Raw genomic sequence first — 18,386 nt, forward strand, 5'->3', positions numbered from 1 at the left:
ATTCGCAACTCGGCAACGCTTTACAGTCGGCCCAGATCGTTGACCAGCGCGAGCAACATTACGCCCACTACCAGACTGATACCGATCTGCGCCCCCCAACCTTGAACCTTTTCCGAAAGGGGACGACCACGCGCCCACTCGATCAGATAAAACAGCAAATGCCCCCCGTCCAGGACGGGAATGGGCAGCAGATTCAGAACACCCAGGCTAATACTCAGATAAGCGAGGAAGTTCAGAAAATCTCCGATGCCCGACTGGGCCGAAGCGCCCGCCACTTTAGCAATGGTTATCGGTCCACTCAAGTTTTTTACCGAGAGCTCGCCGAACAACATTTTCTTCAGCGAGTCCAGGGTCAGCACACTCATGTTCCAGGTGCGCTTCACACCCTCGGCCATCGCCGCGAAAGGCCCGTAGCTGACCTCGCGCAGCATTTCCGGTGGCCAATCGACAGCTTTCACACCAGCCCCCAGGTAACCCGCGGCAGCCTTGCCCTCGCCCTTGGCCGCGAGGGTCACCGGCACGTCCATTTGCACCCCGTCGCGCTCGATGCGCAGCGAAATCTTCGCTTCGGGACGCTCGCGGACCCGATCGACAACCTGTTGCCACTCATCGAGCGGCTGACCGTCCATCGCAACGAGACGATCACCCGTTTTGAGCCCTGCGCTCTGCGCCGGACCTTTCGGATCGATTTCCGCCAGCACCGGCAACAGCGCCGGACGCCACGGGCGAATACCCAGCGACTTGATCGGATCAGGCTCTTCTGCGCCTCTCAGCCAGTCACTCAGTACCAACTGACGAGACGTGTCGACCGTAGAACCCTGGTCCCTGACTTTCAACGCGATGGTACCGCTTTCACCCAGACGGCGGACCAGTTGCAGATTGACCCCGGCCCAACCCGAAGTAGGCTCGCCATCGACAGCAACGATTTCCTGTCCGGCCGTCAGGCCAGCCTGCTGGGCGATGCTTCCGGACTCGACTGCGCCGATAACGGGGCGCACCTGCTCGCTGCCCATCATCGCCAGCACCCAGAAAAATGCGATGGCCAGGATGAAATTGGCAGTCGGGCCGGCAATCACGATCGCGATGCGCTGTCCTACTGTCTTGCGGTTGAACGACTGGTCAGCGAGTTCGGGCGGAACATTGCCTTCGCGCTCGTCGAGCATCTTCACATAGCCGCCCAGAGGAATGGCAGCGACGACGTACTCGGTGCCCTGCCGGTCATGCCAGCGCAGCAGAGGCGTGCCGAAGCCTACCGAGAAACGCAGCACCTTGACGCCACAGCGGCGCGCCACCCAGAAGTGGCCGAATTCGTGGAAGGTCACCAGCACACCCAGAGCAATCAGGGTGCCGAGAATCATGTATAAAGCGCTCATCAGCCTTCTCCGGGTACCGACTGGTCGGCCAGTGTGTTAATCATTGCAGGCCTCCAGGCCCGCCGTTGACGCACCACATCAACCCTTTCACTCACATCCTGACGGGTTGTCAGATCGCTATCGCCCGTGTCTTTCAAGCCATTGGCCCGCCAGCAAACGCGCTTTTGCATCGGCGGCGAACACCGCTTCGAGCCCTTCGACCGCGGTGACAGGCTCATGATCCAGAACCTCTTCGATAATACCGGCGATTTCCAGGTAGCGGATACGCCCATCGAGGAATGCCGCGACGGCCACTTCATTGGCCGCGTTGAGCATGGCAGGTGCACTGCCTCCAGCCTCTGCCGCCTGTCGGGCCAGCCGCAGGCAAGGGAATCGCTCCTCGTCCGGCGCCTGAAAATCAAGCTGACCGATACGAAACAGGTCCAGTGGCGCAACGCCAGAGTCTACACGCGCAGGCCATGCCAATGCATTGGCGATGGGCGTACGCATGTCGGGATTGCCCAATTGAGCCAGCACCGAGCCATCGACATAATCGACCAGCGAGTGAATCACGCTTTGCGGGTGAATGACCACCTCGACCTGATCCGGCCGCGCATCGAACAGCCAGCAGGCTTCGATCAGCTCAAGCCCCTTGTTCATCATGGTTGCCGAATCGACGGAGATCTTGCGCCCCATCGACCAGACCGGATGGGCACAGGCCTGCTCCGGCGTGACATTCTGCAACTGCTCCAGCGGCGTTTCGCGAAACGGCCCGCCCGAGGCAGTCAACATGATCCGCCGGACGCCAACGGCACCCAGCCCGCGAGCGAAATCGCCGGGCAGGCACTGGAAGATCGCATTGTGCTCGCTGTCTATGGGCAACAGCACAGCGCCATTTTGCCGAACAGCCTGCATGAACAGGGCGCCGGACATGACCAGCGCTTCCTTGTTGGCCAGCAATACTTTCTTGCCCGCCTCTACCGCAGCCAAGGTCGGGCGCAAGCCGGCAGCCCCGACAATGGCGGCCATGACTGCATCGACCCGAGGGTCTGCGGCCACTTCGCACAGACCGCCCTCGCCGACCAGCACCCGGGTATCGAGCCCGGCCGCTGCCAGGTCGTCCTGCAGTTTGCGAGCGACCACCTGATCCGGCACTACGGCGTACTGCGGTGTGTGCCTGATGCACAAGGCCAGCAATTCATCCAGACGACTGTAACCGGTGAGCGCGAACACTTGATAAAGCGCTGGATGACGGGCGACCACATCCAGAGTGCTCAGCCCTATGGAACCGGTTGCGCCCAGAATGGTGATTTGTTGCGGACCACTCACATGACACCCCAGTCAGCGGCCCAGAGCAGAACGGCAAATACCGGAATGGCCGCCGTCAGGCTGTCGATGCGGTCCAGTACTCCGCCGTGTCCAGGCAGCAGATTGCTGCTGTCCTTGACCCCGGACTGGCGCTTGAACATGCTTTCGGTCAGGTCGCCAATCACCGAGATGAATACGATCACCGCCGCACCAAAGAGCGCCGCGATGAACTGCGCAACCGTCCAGTCGCGGGAAAAACCTACTGCTGCGGTGATGCCCAGACTGACCACCAGACCGCCATATACGCCCTCCCAGCTCTTGCCAGGGCTCACCTTGGGCGCCAGCTTGCGCTTGCCAAAAGCCTTGCCGGAAAAATAAGCGCCGATGTCGGCGGCCCAGACCAGCACCATCACCGACAGAATCAGCCAGTTACCCAGTGGCCACTGCTTGATCAGGACCAGACCCTGCCATGCAGGCAGCAGAATCAGAAGGCCGATGACCAGCTTGCACGCTGCACTTGCCCAGTGACTGCTGGAGTCCGGATAGGTAAGGACCAGAAAGGTCGCCACACCCCACCAGATGACGGCAGCAACCAGCACCCAGGGCTCCAGCCCTGGCAGCAGGTACATGAGGAAAAGCAGAACAGCGACCACAGCCGCATAGCCGATACGCATCGACTGCGCGGCAAAACCTGCGAGCCGCGCCCATTCCCAGGCACCCAGAACGACGACCACCCCGATGAACAGGGCGAAGTACATGCCGGTCAGCAGGAAAAACCCGCACAAGGCGATCGGCAACAGAATGAGTGCCGTGATGATCCGTTGTTTCAGCATTAAGCCCGGGCTCCAGCTTCTACCTGTTCGCTGGTTTTACCGAAGCGACGTTGGCGAGAAGCGAAATCTGCCAGCGCGGCGCGCATGGCATCGTGTTTGAAGTCCGGCCAGAACAGGTCGGAGAAGTACAGCTCGGCGTAGGCCAGCTGCCAAAGCAGAAAATTGCTGATGCGGTGTTCGCCGCCGGTGCGGATGCACAGATCCGGCAACGGCAGGTCGCCGGTGGCCAGGCAGGTCTGCAACAACTGAGGAGTAATGTCCTCCGGCTGCAAGTGCCCGGCCTGAACCTCACGCGCCAGCCGCTGGGCAGCCTGCGCGATGTCCCACTGCCCACCGTAGTTGGCAGCGATCTGCAGCACGAAACGGCTGTTGCCGGAGGTGCGCACTTCCGCCTCGCGCATGGCAGCCTGAAGCTCAGGATGAAAGCGTGAGCGGTCGCCGATAATTCGCAGGCTGATCTCGTTTTCGTTCAGGCGCTTGGTTTCACGGCGCAGCGCCGTGAAAAACAGCTCCATCAACGCACCCACCTCTTCGGCCGGGCGCTGCCAGTTTTCACTGGAGAACGCGAACAGTGTCAGCACTTCGACCCGCGCTTCGGCGCAGACCTCGATAACGGCCCGCACGGCATCGACGCCGGCCTTATGGCCTGCAACGCCTGGCAGCAGGCGCTTCTTGGCCCAGCGATTATTACCATCCATGATAATCGCAACATGGCGCGGCACCGAAGACGGCACGGCCGGTTTTATCTTTTCCATGAAAGCGTCCGAAACCTTAAACAGCCATCAGATCGGCTTCTTTCTGCTTGACCGCAACTTCGATTTCCGCCACGAACTTGTCAGTCAGCTTCTGTACGTCGTCAGCCGCACGACGCTCTTCGTCTTCGCTGATTTCCTTCTCCTTGACCAGGTCTTTCAACTGGCTCAAGGCGTCACGGCGGATGTTACGGACGGCCACACGGGCATCTTCTGCAGCATCGCGCGCCTGCTTGGTGAAGCCCTTGCGGGTTTCTTCGGTCAGCGCCGGCATGGAGATCAGCAGCAACTCACCCAGGTTGGTCGGATTGAAGCCCAGACCGGAGCTCTGGATGGCCTTGTCGACAGCCGCCAGCATGTTGCGCTCGAACGCCACGACCTGAAGGGTACGCGAGTCCTTGACGGTCACGTTGGCCACCTGGCTCAGCGGGGTATCGGCGCCGTAGTAAGGAACCATCACACCACCCAGGATGCTCGGATGCGCCTTGCCGGTACGGATACGGGTGAAGGCATGGGTCAGCGACTCCAGACTCTTCTGCATACGGGTCTGAGCATCTTTCTTGATTTCGTTGATCATTATTGTGCTTCCTCGATCAGGGTCCCTTCAGCGCCACCATGGACGATATTCAGAAGGGCACCCGGCTTGTTCATGTTGAAGACGCGCAATGGCATCTTGTGATCGCGACACAGGCAGATTGCGGTCAGATCCATCACACCCAGCTTGCGATCCAGCACTTCATCGTAGGTCAGATGATCGAACTTCTCGGCATTCGGGTCCTTGAACGGATCTGCGGTGTACACACCATCCACCTTGGTGGCCTTGAGCACTACATCGGCGTCGATCTCGATCGCGCGCAGGCAGGCAGCCGAATCGGTGGTAAAGAACGGATTACCGGTGCCGGCGGCAAAAATCACCACTTCCTTGGCGCTGAGATGGCGCATGGCCTTACGGCGATCATAATGATCGGTCACACCCACCATGGAAATGGCCGACATCACGATGGCAGTGATATTAGCGCGCTCCAGCGCATCGCGCATTGCCAGGGCGTTCATCACAGTGGCCAGCATGCCCATGTGATCGCCTGTCACCCGATCCATGCCCGCAGCACTCAAGGCCGCGCCACGGAACAGGTTGCCGCCGCCAATCACCAGACCGACCTGAACGCCGATACCGACCAGCTGGCCGACTTCCAGCGCCATGCGATCCAGCACCTTCGGGTCGATGCCGAACTCTTCCGAGCCCATGAGGGCCTCACCGCTAAGCTTGAGTAGAATGCGTTTATAGCGAGCCTGATAACCACTGCCCTGCTGAGCCATTGCGAATCTCTCCTGCGGCGTTTTCTGAAAAAAATCTGTGCGGGCTATTTCAAGCCTGCGCTTACTTTAGCTTGACGCTTTGCGCGCGTCGGGAGAATGCAGCCTTGTGAGCACAATCTCCAAGGAAAATTTCCTTTTCCCTTTCGACAAAGAGGCCGCACGCGTGAGCGGGCAGCCTCTTTGGGGCGACAGTTGAAAAACCGTCTTACTGCTTGGCGGCAGCCAGTTGAGCAGCCACTTCGTCAGCGAAGTTATCAACTGGCTTCTCGATGCCGTCGCCTACTTTGAAGTAGGTGAAGGAAACGATTTCAGCGCCGGCTTTCTTGGCCAGATCACCGACCTTGACTTCCGGGTTCTTGACGAAGGCTTGCTCGACCAGACTGGCTTCTGCCAGGAACTTGGTGATACGACCGCCAACCATTTTTTCAACGATTTCAGCTGGCTTGCCTTTGATCTTGTCTTCGTTCAGTTGCAGGAAGACATTCTTCTCGCGCTCGATCGCTTCGGCAGAAACTTCCGAAGGGAACAGGAACTCGGGGTTGCTTGCCGCGACGTGCATGGCGATATCCTTGGCCAGCTCGACGTCGCCACCCTTGAGGGTAACTACCACGCCGATCTTGTTGCCGTGCAGGTAAGTACCTACGACGTCACCTTCGATACGCTTCAAGCGACGGATGTTGACGTTTTCGCCAACCTTGCCGACCAGTACCAGACGTGCAGCTTCCTGTGCTTCGATCAACGGAGCGACATCAGTCAGCTTGTCAGCGAAGGCTTTTTCGACGCTTGCAGCAACGAAAGCCTTGAAGTCGTCCTGCAGGGCCAGGAAGTCGGTCTGCGAGTTGACTTCGATGATGACAGCAGCCTTGCCGTCGTCCTTGATGGCGATAGCGCCTTCAGCAGCCACGTTGCCTGCTTTCTTGGCGGCCTTGATGGCGCCGGAAGCACGCATGTCGTCGATTGCTTTTTCGATGTCGCCGCCAGCCTTGGTCAAGGCCTTTTTGCAATCCATCATGCCTTCGCCGGTACGCTCGCGCAGTTCTTTGACCAACGCTGCAGTAATCTCTGCCATTTCAAAATCCTCTTGGATAGGTCTTCAACCATTCCACCCGACAGGCCGGGCGTGCAATTCTTGAAAAATCAGGGTGGCAGCAACACATGACAGCAAGGTCATGGCTACAGACCGACAAATCATTTCCTAGGTGGCAAAAAGGGGGCTAAGCCCCCTTTTCGCGTACTGAGTAAACGCCAGGCGTTTGTACTCAGCCTTCTACAGCAGCTGCAGCTGGAGCTTCTTCGACGAAGACGTCGGTGCCGCCAGCAACATTGTTACGACCACGGATAACAGCATCAGCCATCGAACCCATGTACAGCTGGATGGCGCGGATTGCGTCATCGTTGCCCGGGATGATGTAGTCAACGCCTTCCGGGCTGCTGTTGGTATCGACGACGCCGATAACCGGGATGCCCAGCTTGTTGGCTTCGGTGATCGCGATGCGCTCGTGATCAACGTCGATAACGAACAGAGCGTCCGGCAGACCGCCCATGTCCTTGATACCACCCAGGCTGCGATCCAGTTTTTCCAGATCACGGGTACGCATCAGGGCTTCTTTCTTGGTCAGCTTGGCGAAAGTACCGTCTTCAGCCTGTACTTCCAGCTCGCGCAGACGCTTGATCGACTGACGGATGGTCTTGAAGTTGGTCAGCATGCCGCCCAACCAGCGATGGTCGACGTACGGCGAACCGCAACGTGCTGCTTCTTCAGCAACGATCTTGCCAGCGGAACGCTTGGTGCCGACGAACAGAATCTTGTTTTTGCCCGAAGCCAGGCGCTCAACGAAAGTCAGCGCTTCGTTGAACATAGGCAGGGTTTTTTCAAGGTTGATGATGTGAATCTTGTTACGCGCGCCGAAAATGTATTTACCCATTTTCGGATTCCAGTAACGGGTCTGGTGACCGAAGTGGCAACCAGCCTTCAGCATATCGCGCATATTGACTTGGGACATAAATAGTTCCTTGATAAGTCGGGTTAGGCCTCCACGTATCCCAATGACCAACCAATGGCATCTGCCAAGGGCACCCAGGTCATCGTGTCGACACGTGTGTGGGTTTGTGCTTCAAGGACGGACCTTGGAAAGCGGCGCATTTTATATCATAAAAGGGAAGAGAACGGAACTCCCATCAAGTGCTTGTTTTGCGGTGACTTTGCAGTTGCATGGACGGCCTATAGAAGGAAGCGATGATTACCCGGCACCGGTGGTCTGATAGAATTGCGCCTTTGCGCACCCACCGCGTGCCTGCCACGCCGAGAGAATTCGTATGACCATCACCCTCAAAACCCCGGAAGACATCGAGAAGATGCGCATCGCCGGTCGCCTGGCCGCCGATGTTCTGGAAATGATAGCGCCGCACGTCAAGCCCGGTGTGACCACCGAAGAGCTGGACCGCCTTTGCCATGACTATATTGTCAACGAACAGAAGGCGATCCCGGCCCCGCTGAACTACAAGGGCTTTCCCAAATCGATCTGCACCTCGATCAACCAGGTGGTCTGCCACGGTATCCCGAGCGACAAGAAGCTGAAGGACGGTGACTCGCTGAACATCGACGTTACCGTCATCAAGGACGGCTACCATGGCGACACCAGCAGGATGTTCCATGTCGGCACCGTTCCGGTATGGGCCGAGCGCCTGTCGAAGGTAACTCAGGAGTGCCTGTACAAGGCCATCGAAATCGTCAAACCCGGCACTCGCCTGGGTGACATCGGTGCCGTCATCCAGAAACACGCTGAAAAGAACGGCTTCTCCGTGGTTCGTGAGTTCTGCGGCCATGGCATCGGCAAGGTGTTTCATGAAGAGCCGCAGGTGATGCACTTTGGCGAGGCCGGAACCGGTATCGAGTTGCAGGAAGGCATGACCTTCACCATCGAACCGATGATCAACCAGGGTCGCCCTGAAACCAAGATTCTCGGCGATGGCTGGACGGCGATCACCAAGGACCGCAAGCTCTCGGCGCAATGGGAGCACACGCTGCTGGTGACCGCTGACGGTTACGAAATCTTCACCTTGCGCAGCGATGACACCATTGCCCAAAAGGCTCCCTGACCCGATCATGCCCGGCTGAACGCCCGCCCGTCACCTGCACAGCCCGACACGAGGAATACTGCTCAATGCCGCAAGTAGATCCAGACTTGTTCGATCGAGGCCAGTTCCAGGCCGAACTGGCCTTGAAAGCCAGCCCCATCGCTGCGTTCAAGAAGGCCATCCGCCGAGCGAGAGACGTCCTTGATGAGCGCTTCAGGTCGGGCCGTGACATTCGACGACTGATCGAGGACCGGGCATGGTTTGTCGATAACATCCTGCAAAAGGCCTGGGATCAGTTCGAATGGAGTGAAGACGCCGATATCGCGCTTCTGGCAGTGGGTGGCTACGGGCGCGGCGAGCTGCATCCTTACTCGGACATCGATCTGCTGATCCTGCTGGACAGCGATGACCACGAAGTTTTCCGCGAGCCTATCGAGCGGTTTCTGACCCTGCTGTGGGACATCGGCCTGGAAGTCGGACAAAGCGTACGCTCGGTCAACGAGTGCGCACAGGAAGGCCGCGCCGACCTGACCGTGATCACCAATCTGATGGAAAGTCGCACCATCGCCGGCCCCGAACACCTGCGCCAGCGCATGCTGGAGGTCACCAGCACCGAGCATATGTGGCCGAGCAAGGAGTTTTTCCTCGCCAAACACGCGGAACAGAAAAAACGCCACCACAAGTACAACGACACCGAATACAACCTGGAACCCAACGTCAAGGGCTCTCCGGGTGGCCTGCGCGATATTCAGACCATCCTCTGGGTCGCGCGGCGTCAGTACGGCACGCTGAACCTGCACGCACTGGCAGGCGAAGGCTTCCTGCTGGGCAGCGAAAACGCCCTGCTCGCGTCCTCCCAAGAGTTTTTGTGGAAAGTGCGTTACGCGCTGCACATGCTGGCCGGACGCTCCGAGGACCGGCTTCTGTTCGATTATCAGGTACGCATCGCCGGGTTGCTGGGCTATGAAGACAATGATGCCAAGCTGGCCATAGAGCGCTTCATGCAGAAGTACTACCGGGTGGTCATGAGCATCGCCGAACTCAGCGATCTGATCATCCAGCATTTCGAAGAAGTGATTCTTTCCGACGACAGCGGCACACCACAGCCGATCAATTCACGCTTTCAGCTGCACGATGGCTATATAGAAGCCACCCACCAGAACGTCTTCAAGCGCACCCCGTTTGCCATGATCGAAATCTTCGTGCTCATGGCCCAGCATCCGGAAATAAAGGGTGTACGTGCCGACACCATTCGCTTGCTGCGTGAACATCGGCACCTGATCAACGACGAGTTCCGCAACGATATTCGTAACACCAGCCTGTTCATCGAGTTGTTCAAGTGCGAAATCGGTATCCACCGCAACCTGCGGCGGATGAACCGCTACGGCATTCTCGGCCTGTACCTGCCGGAGTTCGGCCATATCGTCGGCCAGATGCAGCATGACCTGTTTCACATTTATACCGTCGATGCGCACACGCTGAATCTGATCAAGCACCTGCGCAAGCTGCAATACACCGAAGTGTCCGAGAAATTTCCGCTGGCCAGCAAGATCATGGGCCGCCTGCCCAAGCCGGAGCTGATCTACCTGGCCGGGCTTTATCACGACATCGGGAAGGGTCGTGGCGGTGATCACTCGGAGCTGGGCGCCATCGATGCGCAGGCGTTCGGTGCGCGCCATCATCTGCCTGCCTGGGACACCCGGCTTATTGTCTGGCTGGTGAGCAACCACCTGGTGATGTCGACCACCGCCCAGCGCAAGGACCTTTCCGATCCGCAGGTCATCCACGACTTTGCCCAGTTCGTGGGCGACGAAGTGCATCTGGATTATCTGTATGTGCTGACCGTCGCCGACATCAACGCGACCAATCCGACGCTCTGGAACTCATGGCGCGCCAGCCTGTTGCGTCAGCTGTACACCGAGACCAAGCGGGCCTTGCGCCGCGGCCTGGAAAACCCGGTCGACCGCGAAGAACAGATTCGCCGCACACAGACTGCCGCACTGGATATTCTGGTACGCAACGGCACCGATCCTGATGACGTCGAGCAACTCTGGTCAGCACTGGGCGATGATTACTTCCTGCGCCACACCGCCGGCGACGTGGCCTGGCATAGCGATGCGATTCTGCAGCAACCAGCCGACGGCGGTCCGCTGGTGCTGATCAAGGAAACCACGCAGCGTGAATTCGAGGGCGGCACGCAGATCTTCATTTACGCCCCGGATCAGCATGACTTCTTCGCGGTTACCGTGGCGGCGATGGACCAGCTGAACCTGAACATTCACGACGCACGCATTATCACTTCCAGCAGCAAATTCACACTCGACACCTACATCGTCCTCGACCATGAGGGCGGTTCGATCGGCAACAACCCGGAGCGCATTCAGGACATCCGCGAAGGCCTGACCGAAGCCCTGCGCAACCCGGATGATTACCCGACAATCATCAAGCGCCGCGTGCCACGTCAGCTCAAGCACTTTGCCTTCGCACCGCAAGTCACCATTCATAACGACGCCCAGCGTCCGGTGACGGTACTCGAGTTGCTGGCACCGGACCGTCCAGGCCTGCTGGCGCGCATCGGCAAGATCTTCCTGGAGTTCGACCTGTCCCTGCAGAACGCCAAGATTGCAACGCTGGGCGAACGCGTGGAAGACGTATTCTTCATCACCGACGCCGACAATCACCCGCTGTCCGATCCACAACTGTGCCGCCAGTTGCAGGATGCGATCGTCAAGCAACTGAGCGTCAACTCAGAGCCGGGCAACGATTTGCGGATCAGCATATGAATACTCGGCCATACGAATCGACTCAACGCAGCTCATTGAGGAACACGTTCCATGAATAACGCCATGCAACTGCTTCAGCCTTACCCTTTCGAGAAGCTGCGCGCCTTGCTGGCCGGCGTGACACCCAACCCGGAAAAGCGTCCGGTAGCACTGTCCATCGGCGAACCGAAGCACCGCTCTCCCGATTTCGTTGCCAAAGCACTGGCAGACAACCTCGATCAGATGGCGGTTTACCCGACCACGCTGGGTATTCCTGCGCTGCGCGAAGCCATTGCCGGCTGGTGCAGCCGCCGATTCGGCGTGCCACAGGGCTGGCTCGATCCGGCGCGCAATGTATTACCGGTCAACGGCACGCGCGAAGCGCTGTTCGCCTTCACCCAGACCGTAGTCAATCGCAGTGATGACGGCCTGGTGATCAGCCCGAATCCGTTTTACCAGATCTATGAAGGCGCCGCGTTTCTGGCCGGAGCCCAACCGCACTACCTGCCATGCCTGAGCGATAACGGGTTCAATCCCGATTTCGATGCCGTCAGCCCGGACATCTGGAAGCGTTGCCAGATCCTCTTTCTGTGCTCACCAGGCAACCCGACCGGGGCACTGATTCCGGTTGAAACCCTGAAAAAGCTCATCGCCCTGGCCGACGAACATGACTTTGTCATTGCTGCGGACGAGTGCTACAGCGAGCTGTACTTCGATGAGCAGACTCCGCCACCGGGCCTGCTCAGCGCCTGCGTCGAGCTGGGCCGCGAGGATTTCAAACGCTGCGTGGTCTTCCACAGCCTGTCCAAGCGTTCCAATCTGCCGGGCCTGCGCTCAGGTTTTGTGGCGGGTGACGCCCAGATCCTCAAGGCCTTCCTGCTGTATCGCACCTATCACGGCTGCGCCATGCCGGTTCAGACTCAACTGGCCAGCATCGCCGCCTGGAATGATGAAGAGCACGTACGCGCCAACCGTGATCTGTACCGGGAAAAGTTCGCTGCGGTGCTCGACATCCTGACCCCGGTGCTCGACGTTCAACGCCCGGACGGCGGCTTTTACCTGTGGCCGAACGTCGGTACCGATGACGCTGCATTTTGCCGCGATCTGTTCGTCGATCAGCACGTCACTGCAGTACCGGGCTCGTACCTTTCCCGCGAAGTGGATGGCGTCAACCCTGGCGCAGGCCGGGTGCGTCTTGCGCTCGTGGCCCCGTTGGCCGAATGCATCGAAGCGGCCGAACGTATCCGCGCATTCCTGAGCAAGTAAAAGCCGAATCCAAAAAAATCGTCCCGCCGCATGCAATGTGCGGCGGGGTAATTAGTTACCACCTCCAGCCCCCTGCGTGAACGTACCCTCACCCTTCATTTTTAATGCTTCGAGACACGAAGCGAACTACCATGAAGGCCACTCCCATGACCGCACCCGCTGTTACCCAAGGCGTAAAACTGCCCGCATCCTGCTGCATGCGCAGCGCTGGAAATCACCAGGCTTCGTATGATGCAGCGATTCGCGAAAACCCCGCCAACGCGCCGATCACCCCTGCTTACCCATCGGAAACCGGCGCCGACACCAGTCAGTCAGGTCGCCAGGCGCGCCTGCTGGTTTCGTTCAGCAAATACTGGGCTCGCGGGCGAACCCTGAAAGTTCTTTTTTTGAAGAATCCTCCTGCCAGCCTGACAGCACCCATCGTCGAGGCCGCCCGCAAGTGGCTGCCGCACATAAACCTGAAATTCGAGTTCGTGACGGACGGGGCGAGTGATATCCGAATCGGCTTCAATGAACATCTGAACTGGAGCGCCATAGGCACCGATACCCTGCTGGCCGGACCTGATGAGGCTACGATGGAGTTCAACCTAAAAGAGCTGTACACGGCGGACCTGAAGCCGATGCCGGAATTGACGCGCATCGTACTGCATGAATTCGGGCACGCCTTGGGCGCGGTTCACGAGCATCAGCATCCGCAGGCAAACATCCCCTGGAACGAGCCGCTCTTGCGCTCACTGCTTTCGCAAACCGGGTTGAGTGACGAAGAGATCAATACCAATTTTTTCGACAGGTACGAGGCCGCAGACTTCCACCACTCGGCTTACGACCGTGATTCGGTCATGCATTTCGATATCCCCAACGGCCTGACCCTCGGCGACTTCGAGATCATCAATGTGGGCAAGACGCTCAGCAGCAATGATATCGCCGTGATGGGCGCTATCTACGCGGACCGTGGCAACTCGAAATTTGAAACGCTCTGACGGAGAGCGTCCTGACACGTGTTGATCATGCGGCAATCAACAGCGCGCCATACGTCCCCAACGTGTGGCGTGACCGCCCGAAAAAGTGCTGACTACTGTCGGGTCCGCAGCTTTTCAGCCACCCAGCCGACTGCCCAGCTGACGGGGTCATGAGACTGCATGGGCAGCAACGGCTTTCCTTCACGGGCAGCCAGCCGGCCCTGAGCTTCGGCTTCACCGTGAATCCAGATGGTACTTTGCTTGAATCCCTCGGCACGTTGACGCTCCCTGTAATAACGTTGCCGGACAAGCGCATCCTGACGCTTCTTCTCTTGCTCAGACATAACGCACCCAAACTTCAAATGAAGGGTAATAATTGCGCGCAGCGGCCAGCCACTCAAGCATGAGCGGGTGAAGTTTTCTTAATGATGGTTAGCCTTATTATCTAGTTTTCGTTCAGTCACCGTACCGGCGCTGTCACGACACTGAACGGACTGACGTGGCATAATAGCCGGCTAAATTGCGAGGAGAGGACGTGGGGAGTATCGAGCAAGATCAGCCACCCCACCTTAAACAATGACTTACACTCTATTTGGCATCAAAGCCTGCGACACGATGAAAAAGGCTCGTACCTGGCTCGATGAGCATTCGGCGAGCTACGAATTTCACGACTACAAGACCCAGGGCATCGACCGTGAGCACCTCGAGCAGTGGTGCAATGAACACGGATGGCAGGTTGTGCTGAACCGCGCAGGCACGACCTTTCGCAAGCTCGAAGACGGACAAAAGGCCGATCTCGACCAGGCGAAAGCCATAGAACTGATGCTCGCGCAGCCGTCCATGATCAAGCGCCCGGTGCTTGATCTGGGCGATAAAACCCTGATCGGCTTCAAGCCTGACCTGTATGCAGCGGCTTTACAGTAAGCCAGAGCGCTACTGAAAGCCCCTTGATAAAGCCACGAGGTATTTACATGTCCACCACCCTGTTCAGCCTGGCCTTCGGCGTCGGCACCCAAAATCGTCAAGGCGCATGGCTTGAAGTATTTTATGCTCAGCCTCTGATCAATCCTTCTGCGGAACTGGTCGCGGCTATCGCACCGGTTCTGGGTTACACCGGCGGCAACCAGGCGATCACCTTTAATGTCGACATGGCCTACAAGCTGGCCGAAGCGGCCAAATCCGTGGACGCTACTCAAGCCGCACTGCTGACTCGTCTGGCCGAAAGCCAGAAGCCACTGGTCGCGACCCTGCTGGCTGAAGACGCCACATTGACGTCGACTCCCGAGGCGTACCTCAAGCTGCATCTGCTGTCGCACCGTCTGGTCAAGCCGCACGGTCTGAACCTGGCAGGTATCTTCCCCCTGCTGCCAAACGTGGCCTGGACCAGCCAGGGCGCGGTCGATCTGGCCGAACTGGCCGAACGTCAGCTCGAAGCACGCCTCAAGGGCGAGCTGCTGGAAGTGTTCTCGGTCGACAAATTCCCGAAAATGACCGATTACGTCGTGCCGAGCGGCGTCCGTATCGCTGACAGCGCTCGCGTGCGCCTGGGCGCCTACATCGGCGAAGGCACCACGGTCATGCACGAAGGCTTCGTCAACTTCAATGGCGGCACCGAAGGCCCGGGCATGATCGAAGGCCGCGTTTCCGCTGGCGTATTCGTCGGCAAGGGCTCGGATCTGGGCGGCGGCTGCTCGACCATGGGTACGCTGTCCGGTGGTGGCAACATCATCATCAAGGTCGGTGAAGGCTGCCTGATCGGTGCCAACGCCGGCATCGGCATCCCGCTGGGTGATCGCAACACCGTTGAGTCGGGCCTGTACGTGACCGCAGGTACCAAAGTCGCGCTGCTCGACGAAAACAATGAGCTGGTCAAGATCGTCAAGGCCCGCGAGCTGGCGGGTCAGACCGACCTGTTGTTCCGTCGCAACTCTCAGACCGGCGCGGTGGAATGCAAAACCCACAAGTCGGCCGTCGAGCTGAACGAAGCACTGCACGCTCATAACTGATGCTGTGTGCGGGTTCAAGGCTGCTGGCTTTGAACCCGCCTCCACACGCTGGACGAACAATGCCCCTCTTCTCTCCCTGGCGTGGCGACTTCCCCGCCATCGCCGCCCTGCAACGGCAAGGCCAGACTTATCTGGACAACGCCGCCACGACGCAAAAGCCCCAGGCGCTGATCGACGCCCTGACTCATTACTATGCCAACGGTGCCGCCAATGTGCATCGTGCCCAGCATCTGCCCGGCGCACACGCCACTCAAGCGTTCGAGGCCAGCCGTGGCAAGGCCGCCCGCTGGCTGAATGCCGGCGAGAACGGCCAGATCATCTTCACTCACGGCGCGACGTCTGCGCTGAACCTGCTGGCCTACGGGCTGGAACATGAATTCGCGGCGGGCGACGAAATCGCCATCAGCGCGCTGGAACATCACGCCAATCTGCTGCCATGGCAGCAACTGGCTCAGCGTCGCGGCCTGAAACTGGTGGTTCTGCCGCTGGATATCGATGGCGTGATCGACTGCGACGCGGCAGCCAACCTGATCGGACCGCGCACACGTCTGCTCGCCGTCACCCAGCTCTCCAACGTGCTCGGCACCTGGCAACCGCTCGCTCGTCTTATCGCACTTGCCAAGACCCAAGGCGCCATTACCGTCGTGGACGGCTCACAGGGCGTGGTGCACGGACGCCACGATGTGCAGGCGCTGGGCTGCGATTTTTATGTGTTTTCCAGCCACAAACTGTATGGCCCGGAAGGACTCGGCGTGCTTTACGGGTGCAACGAGGCGCTGCCCAGCCTCGCGCACTGGCAGTTCGGCGGCGAGATGGTGCTGACAGCCGATTATCAGCACGCGAAATTTCGTCCGGCACCCCTGGGTTTCGAGGCCGGCACCCCGCCCATCGCCAGTGTGATCGGTCTGGGCGCTACGCTGGCCTATCTGGACAGCCTCGATCATCAGGCGGTCGCAGAACATGAAGCCAGACTGCACCGTCGCCTGCTTGAGGGCCTGCAACAGCGTGATGGCATCCAGGTTCTGGGCTCGCCGGATCTGGCACTGGTCAGCTTCGTCGTCGACGATGTTCACAATGCTGATGTGGCTCACCTGCTGACCGAACAGGGCATTGCCGTACGTGCCGGTCATCATTGCGCGATGCCGCTGTTCAAGACCCTTGGCCTGCCCGGCGCGATTCGCGTGTCACTGGCGCTGTACAACGATTCGGACGATCTGCTGCAGTTCTTCAGCGCACTGGATCAGGCACTGGAGCTGCTTCGATGAGTCTGCCGCCATTGGCGCAAACTGCGCTCGACAGTTTTTCCCGGCCACAAGGCTGGGAACAGCGCGCACGCCTGCTGATGCAATGGGGTGATCAACTTGCGCCGCTGAGTGACGAAGAAAGGACCGACGACAACCTGGTACACGGTTGTGAAAGCAAGGTCTGGCTGACCGGTGAAGTCAGCGACAATGCCTGGCTGTTTCGGGCCGGCAGTGACGCGCGACTGATTCGCGGTCTGGTGGCGCTGCTGCTGGCGCGGGTCAACGGCCTGTCGGACCGGGAGCTGGCAGCCGTGGATTTACCTGGCTGGTTCAATCAGTTGGGCCTCGCCCGCCAGCTCTCACCCTCGCGCAGCAACGGCCTGAATGCCGTACTGCAGAAGATGCGCCAGCTGACTCAAGCCTGATCGGGTGTTACAAGCGCTGGCTTGATCCGCTCCGAAGGCCGTCGCGTGCCCGCCACCAGCTTGTCTACCGCACGGGTAGCGGCAACCATGCCAAAGGTCGCAGTCACCATCATCACTGCACCGAAACCACCGGCGCAATCGAGCTTTACGCCCTCGCCGACGAATTTCTTTTCCAGACAAATACTGCCATCCGGCTTGGGGTAGCGCAGTTGTTCAGTGGAAAACACGCAAGGCACGCTGTAGTGACGGTTAGGCGTGCGTGAAAAGCCATAATCCCGACGCAGGGTCGAACGCACCTTGGAGGCCAGCGGGTCATTGAAGGTGCGGTTCAGGTCGGCGATCTGAATCAGGGTCGGATCGATCTGCCCGCCCGCCCCGCCGGTGGTGACCATCTGAATCTTGCGTCGTTTGCACCAGGAAATCAGCGCAGCCTTGGCGTTGACGCTGTCGATACAGTCGATGACGAAGTCCATGTCCGGGGTGATGCACTCGGCCATGGTGTCGCGGGTGACGAAATCAGCCACCGCGTGCACGATGCAATCGGGGTTGATCGCACGGATACGCTCAGCCATCACCTCGACTTTCGACTGGCCAACCGTACTGCTGAGCGCATGCAACTGACGGTTGCTGTTACTGACACAGACATCGTCCATGTCGAACAGCGAAATCTCGCCCACACCACTGCGCGCCATGGCTTCCGCCGCCCAGGAGCCCACCCCGCCGATACCCACCACCGCCACATGGGCCGCGCGCAGGCGTGCCAGCCCTTCGATGCCATATAGACGGGCGATACCAGCGAACCGCGGATCTTCTGCGCTCATGATCAATACCTCAAAAACCGGCGCGCATTATAGGGGTTTGTCGACGGCAAGACACCTGACTTGTTCCCGGCAGGCAAGGTCCTTGTCCGTTGACGAACTGACCCAGAGACTCAAGGGAAGTAAAAAATAATGATTTTAGAACGCGATCAACGCCCACTGCCTAAACGCCATTCCGTTTTTGGAAACGCCCGAGGAAAAGAGTCTAAGCATTGCAAACGGCAATGAACGAGGGCGACTAAGGTTAACCAACGCGAAGGGAACTC

Annotated in this window: 18 protein-coding genes; 8 read left to right on the forward strand and 10 right to left on the reverse strand. The window is 59.0% G+C overall.

The genetic code is table 11. From position 1 onward, the window contains the following. Positions 1 to 20: 20 nt before the first annotated feature. The 8 genes from rseP to rpsB all read right to left on the reverse strand — a co-directional run bounded on the left by rseP (position 21) and on the right by rpsB (position 7,565). Positions 21 to 1,373: a sigma E protease regulator RseP gene (gene rseP, locus KBY02_RS16535; protein ID WP_004406254.1), complete on the reverse strand. Its 1,353-nt coding sequence runs from the start codon at positions 1,371 to 1,373 to the stop codon at positions 21 to 23. Between the two features lie 117 nt (positions 1,374 to 1,490). Beyond that, complete coding sequence (gene ispC / locus KBY02_RS16540) at positions 1,491 to 2,681, reverse strand: 1-deoxy-D-xylulose-5-phosphate reductoisomerase (protein ID WP_004406255.1); 1,191 nt, start codon at positions 2,679 to 2,681, stop codon at positions 1,491 to 1,493. Continuing rightward, positions 2,678 to 3,493, reverse strand: a complete 816-nt coding sequence (locus tag KBY02_RS16545; protein ID WP_003415535.1) for a phosphatidate cytidylyltransferase — start codon at positions 3,491 to 3,493, stop codon at positions 2,678 to 2,680. The genes ispC and KBY02_RS16545 overlap by 4 nt, the downstream gene beginning before the upstream one ends. Continuing rightward, a complete protein-coding gene (gene uppS, locus KBY02_RS16550) occupies positions 3,493 to 4,248 on the reverse strand; it encodes a polyprenyl diphosphate synthase (protein WP_003314296.1) in 756 nt (251 codons plus the stop codon). Before uppS ends, KBY02_RS16545 begins: the two co-directional genes overlap by 1 nt. 16 nt (positions 4,249 to 4,264) lie before the next feature. Next, positions 4,265 to 4,822: a ribosome recycling factor gene (frr, locus tag KBY02_RS16555; RefSeq protein WP_004657953.1), complete on the reverse strand. Its 558-nt coding sequence runs from the start codon at positions 4,820 to 4,822 to the stop codon at positions 4,265 to 4,267. After that, a complete protein-coding gene (gene pyrH, locus KBY02_RS16560) occupies positions 4,822 to 5,562 on the reverse strand; it encodes a UMP kinase (protein ID WP_003339591.1) in 741 nt (246 codons plus the stop codon). Before pyrH ends, frr begins: the two co-directional genes overlap by 1 nt. Before the next feature lie 205 nt (positions 5,563 to 5,767). Beyond that, positions 5,768 to 6,631, reverse strand: a complete 864-nt coding sequence (gene tsf, locus KBY02_RS16565; protein WP_003415531.1) for a translation elongation factor Ts — start codon at positions 6,629 to 6,631, stop codon at positions 5,768 to 5,770. 190 nt (positions 6,632 to 6,821) lie between these two features. After that, a complete protein-coding gene (gene rpsB / locus KBY02_RS16570) occupies positions 6,822 to 7,565 on the reverse strand; it encodes a 30S ribosomal protein S2 (RefSeq protein WP_003314293.1) in 744 nt (247 codons plus the stop codon). A 313-nt stretch (positions 7,566 to 7,878) separates the two neighbouring features. Here rpsB and map point away from each other — a divergent pair, with 313 nt between their 5' ends. The 4 genes from map to KBY02_RS16590 all read left to right on the forward strand — a co-directional run bounded on the left by map (position 7,879) and on the right by KBY02_RS16590 (position 13,648). Continuing rightward, complete coding sequence (gene map, locus KBY02_RS16575; RefSeq protein ID WP_003391089.1) at positions 7,879 to 8,661, forward strand: type I methionyl aminopeptidase; 783 nt, start codon at positions 7,879 to 7,881, stop codon at positions 8,659 to 8,661. Positions 8,662 to 8,726: 65 nt separating this feature from the next. Continuing rightward, positions 8,727 to 11,423 (forward strand): [protein-PII] uridylyltransferase, encoded by a 2,697-nt coding sequence (locus KBY02_RS16580; protein ID WP_116828483.1) that lies wholly within the window; start codon positions 8,727 to 8,729, stop codon positions 11,421 to 11,423. A 51-nt stretch (positions 11,424 to 11,474) separates the two neighbouring features. After that, positions 11,475 to 12,668, forward strand: a complete 1,194-nt coding sequence (dapC, locus tag KBY02_RS16585) for a succinyldiaminopimelate transaminase (protein ID WP_058822132.1) — start codon at positions 11,475 to 11,477, stop codon at positions 12,666 to 12,668. A 131-nt stretch (positions 12,669 to 12,799) separates the two neighbouring features. Continuing rightward, positions 12,800 to 13,648, forward strand: a complete 849-nt coding sequence (locus tag KBY02_RS16590; protein ID WP_024661000.1) for a matrixin family metalloprotease — start codon at positions 12,800 to 12,802, stop codon at positions 13,646 to 13,648. A 92-nt stretch (positions 13,649 to 13,740) separates the two neighbouring features. Here the strand turns inward: KBY02_RS16590 and KBY02_RS16595 are convergent, their stop codons facing one another. Next, complete coding sequence (locus KBY02_RS16595; RefSeq protein ID WP_024639899.1) at positions 13,741 to 13,971, reverse strand: hypothetical protein; 231 nt, start codon at positions 13,969 to 13,971, stop codon at positions 13,741 to 13,743. Between the two features lie 232 nt (positions 13,972 to 14,203). Here KBY02_RS16595 and KBY02_RS16600 point away from each other — a divergent pair, with 232 nt between their 5' ends. The 4 genes from KBY02_RS16600 to KBY02_RS16615 are packed head-to-tail and all read left to right on the forward strand — an operon-like array spanning position 14,204 to position 17,302. Continuing rightward, positions 14,204 to 14,551, forward strand: coding sequence for an ArsC family reductase (locus KBY02_RS16600; RefSeq protein ID WP_003314287.1), 348 nt, complete (start codon positions 14,204 to 14,206; stop codon positions 14,549 to 14,551). A 47-nt stretch (positions 14,552 to 14,598) separates the two neighbouring features. Beyond that, positions 14,599 to 15,633 carry a 2,3,4,5-tetrahydropyridine-2,6-dicarboxylate N-succinyltransferase gene (gene dapD / locus KBY02_RS16605; RefSeq protein WP_024639898.1) on the forward strand — a complete coding sequence of 345 codons (1,035 nt, stop codon included), beginning with the start codon at positions 14,599 to 14,601 and terminating at the stop codon, positions 15,631 to 15,633. 59 nt (positions 15,634 to 15,692) lie between these two features. Further along, positions 15,693 to 16,898, forward strand: a complete 1,206-nt coding sequence (locus KBY02_RS16610; RefSeq protein WP_024639897.1) for an aminotransferase class V-fold PLP-dependent enzyme — start codon at positions 15,693 to 15,695, stop codon at positions 16,896 to 16,898. After that, positions 16,895 to 17,302 (forward strand): SufE family protein, encoded by a 408-nt coding sequence (locus tag KBY02_RS16615; protein WP_024639896.1) that lies wholly within the window; start codon positions 16,895 to 16,897, stop codon positions 17,300 to 17,302. The genes KBY02_RS16610 and KBY02_RS16615 overlap by 4 nt, the downstream gene beginning before the upstream one ends. On the opposite strand, the gene tcdA is transcribed toward KBY02_RS16615, so the two are convergent. Beyond that, positions 17,293 to 18,123: a tRNA cyclic N6-threonylcarbamoyladenosine(37) synthase TcdA gene (tcdA, locus tag KBY02_RS16620; protein WP_004406281.1), complete on the reverse strand. Its 831-nt coding sequence runs from the start codon at positions 18,121 to 18,123 to the stop codon at positions 17,293 to 17,295. The genes KBY02_RS16615 and tcdA overlap by 10 nt on opposite strands. Positions 18,124 to 18,386: the final 263 nt, after the last annotated feature.

The sequence above is a fragment of the Pseudomonas sp. P129 genome (assembly GCF_020312195.1).
Taxonomy (GTDB): Bacteria; Pseudomonadota; Gammaproteobacteria; order Pseudomonadales; family Pseudomonadaceae; genus Aquipseudomonas; species Aquipseudomonas fragariae.

Excerpts from the sequence above, each read along its gene's own strand:
- rseP (WP_004406254.1), bottom strand. The coding sequence starts at position 1,373 with ATGAGCGCTTTATACATGATTCTCGGCACCCTGATTGCTCTGGGTGTG.
- KBY02_RS16545 (WP_003415535.1), bottom strand. The coding sequence starts at position 3,493 with ATGCTGAAACAACGGATCATCACGGCACTCATTCTGTTGCCGATCGCC.
- uppS (WP_003314296.1), bottom strand. The coding sequence starts at position 4,248 with ATGGAAAAGATAAAACCGGCCGTGCCGTCTTCGGTGCCGCGCCATGTT.
- frr (WP_004657953.1), bottom strand. The coding sequence starts at position 4,822 with ATGATCAACGAAATCAAGAAAGATGCTCAGACCCGTATGCAGAAGAGT.
- pyrH (WP_003339591.1), bottom strand. The coding sequence starts at position 5,562 with ATGGCTCAGCAGGGCAGTGGTTATCAGGCTCGCTATAAACGCATTCTA.
- tsf (WP_003415531.1), bottom strand. The coding sequence starts at position 6,631 with ATGGCAGAGATTACTGCAGCGTTGGTCAAAGAACTGCGCGAGCGTACC.
- rpsB (WP_003314293.1), bottom strand. The coding sequence starts at position 7,565 with ATGTCCCAAGTCAATATGCGCGATATGCTGAAGGCTGGTTGCCACTTC.
- map (WP_003391089.1), top strand. The coding sequence starts at position 7,879 with ATGACCATCACCCTCAAAACCCCGGAAGACATCGAGAAGATGCGCATC.
- KBY02_RS16580 (WP_116828483.1), top strand. The coding sequence starts at position 8,727 with ATGCCGCAAGTAGATCCAGACTTGTTCGATCGAGGCCAGTTCCAGGCC.
- dapC (WP_058822132.1), top strand. The coding sequence starts at position 11,475 with ATGAATAACGCCATGCAACTGCTTCAGCCTTACCCTTTCGAGAAGCTG.
- KBY02_RS16590 (WP_024661000.1), top strand. The coding sequence starts at position 12,800 with ATGAAGGCCACTCCCATGACCGCACCCGCTGTTACCCAAGGCGTAAAA.
- KBY02_RS16595 (WP_024639899.1), bottom strand. The coding sequence starts at position 13,971 with ATGTCTGAGCAAGAGAAGAAGCGTCAGGATGCGCTTGTCCGGCAACGT.
- KBY02_RS16600 (WP_003314287.1), top strand. The coding sequence starts at position 14,204 with ATGACTTACACTCTATTTGGCATCAAAGCCTGCGACACGATGAAAAAG.
- dapD (WP_024639898.1), top strand. The coding sequence starts at position 14,599 with ATGTCCACCACCCTGTTCAGCCTGGCCTTCGGCGTCGGCACCCAAAAT.
- KBY02_RS16610 (WP_024639897.1), top strand. The coding sequence starts at position 15,693 with ATGCCCCTCTTCTCTCCCTGGCGTGGCGACTTCCCCGCCATCGCCGCC.
- KBY02_RS16615 (WP_024639896.1), top strand. The coding sequence starts at position 16,895 with ATGAGTCTGCCGCCATTGGCGCAAACTGCGCTCGACAGTTTTTCCCGG.
- tcdA (WP_004406281.1), bottom strand. The coding sequence starts at position 18,123 with ATGAGCGCAGAAGATCCGCGGTTCGCTGGTATCGCCCGTCTATATGGC.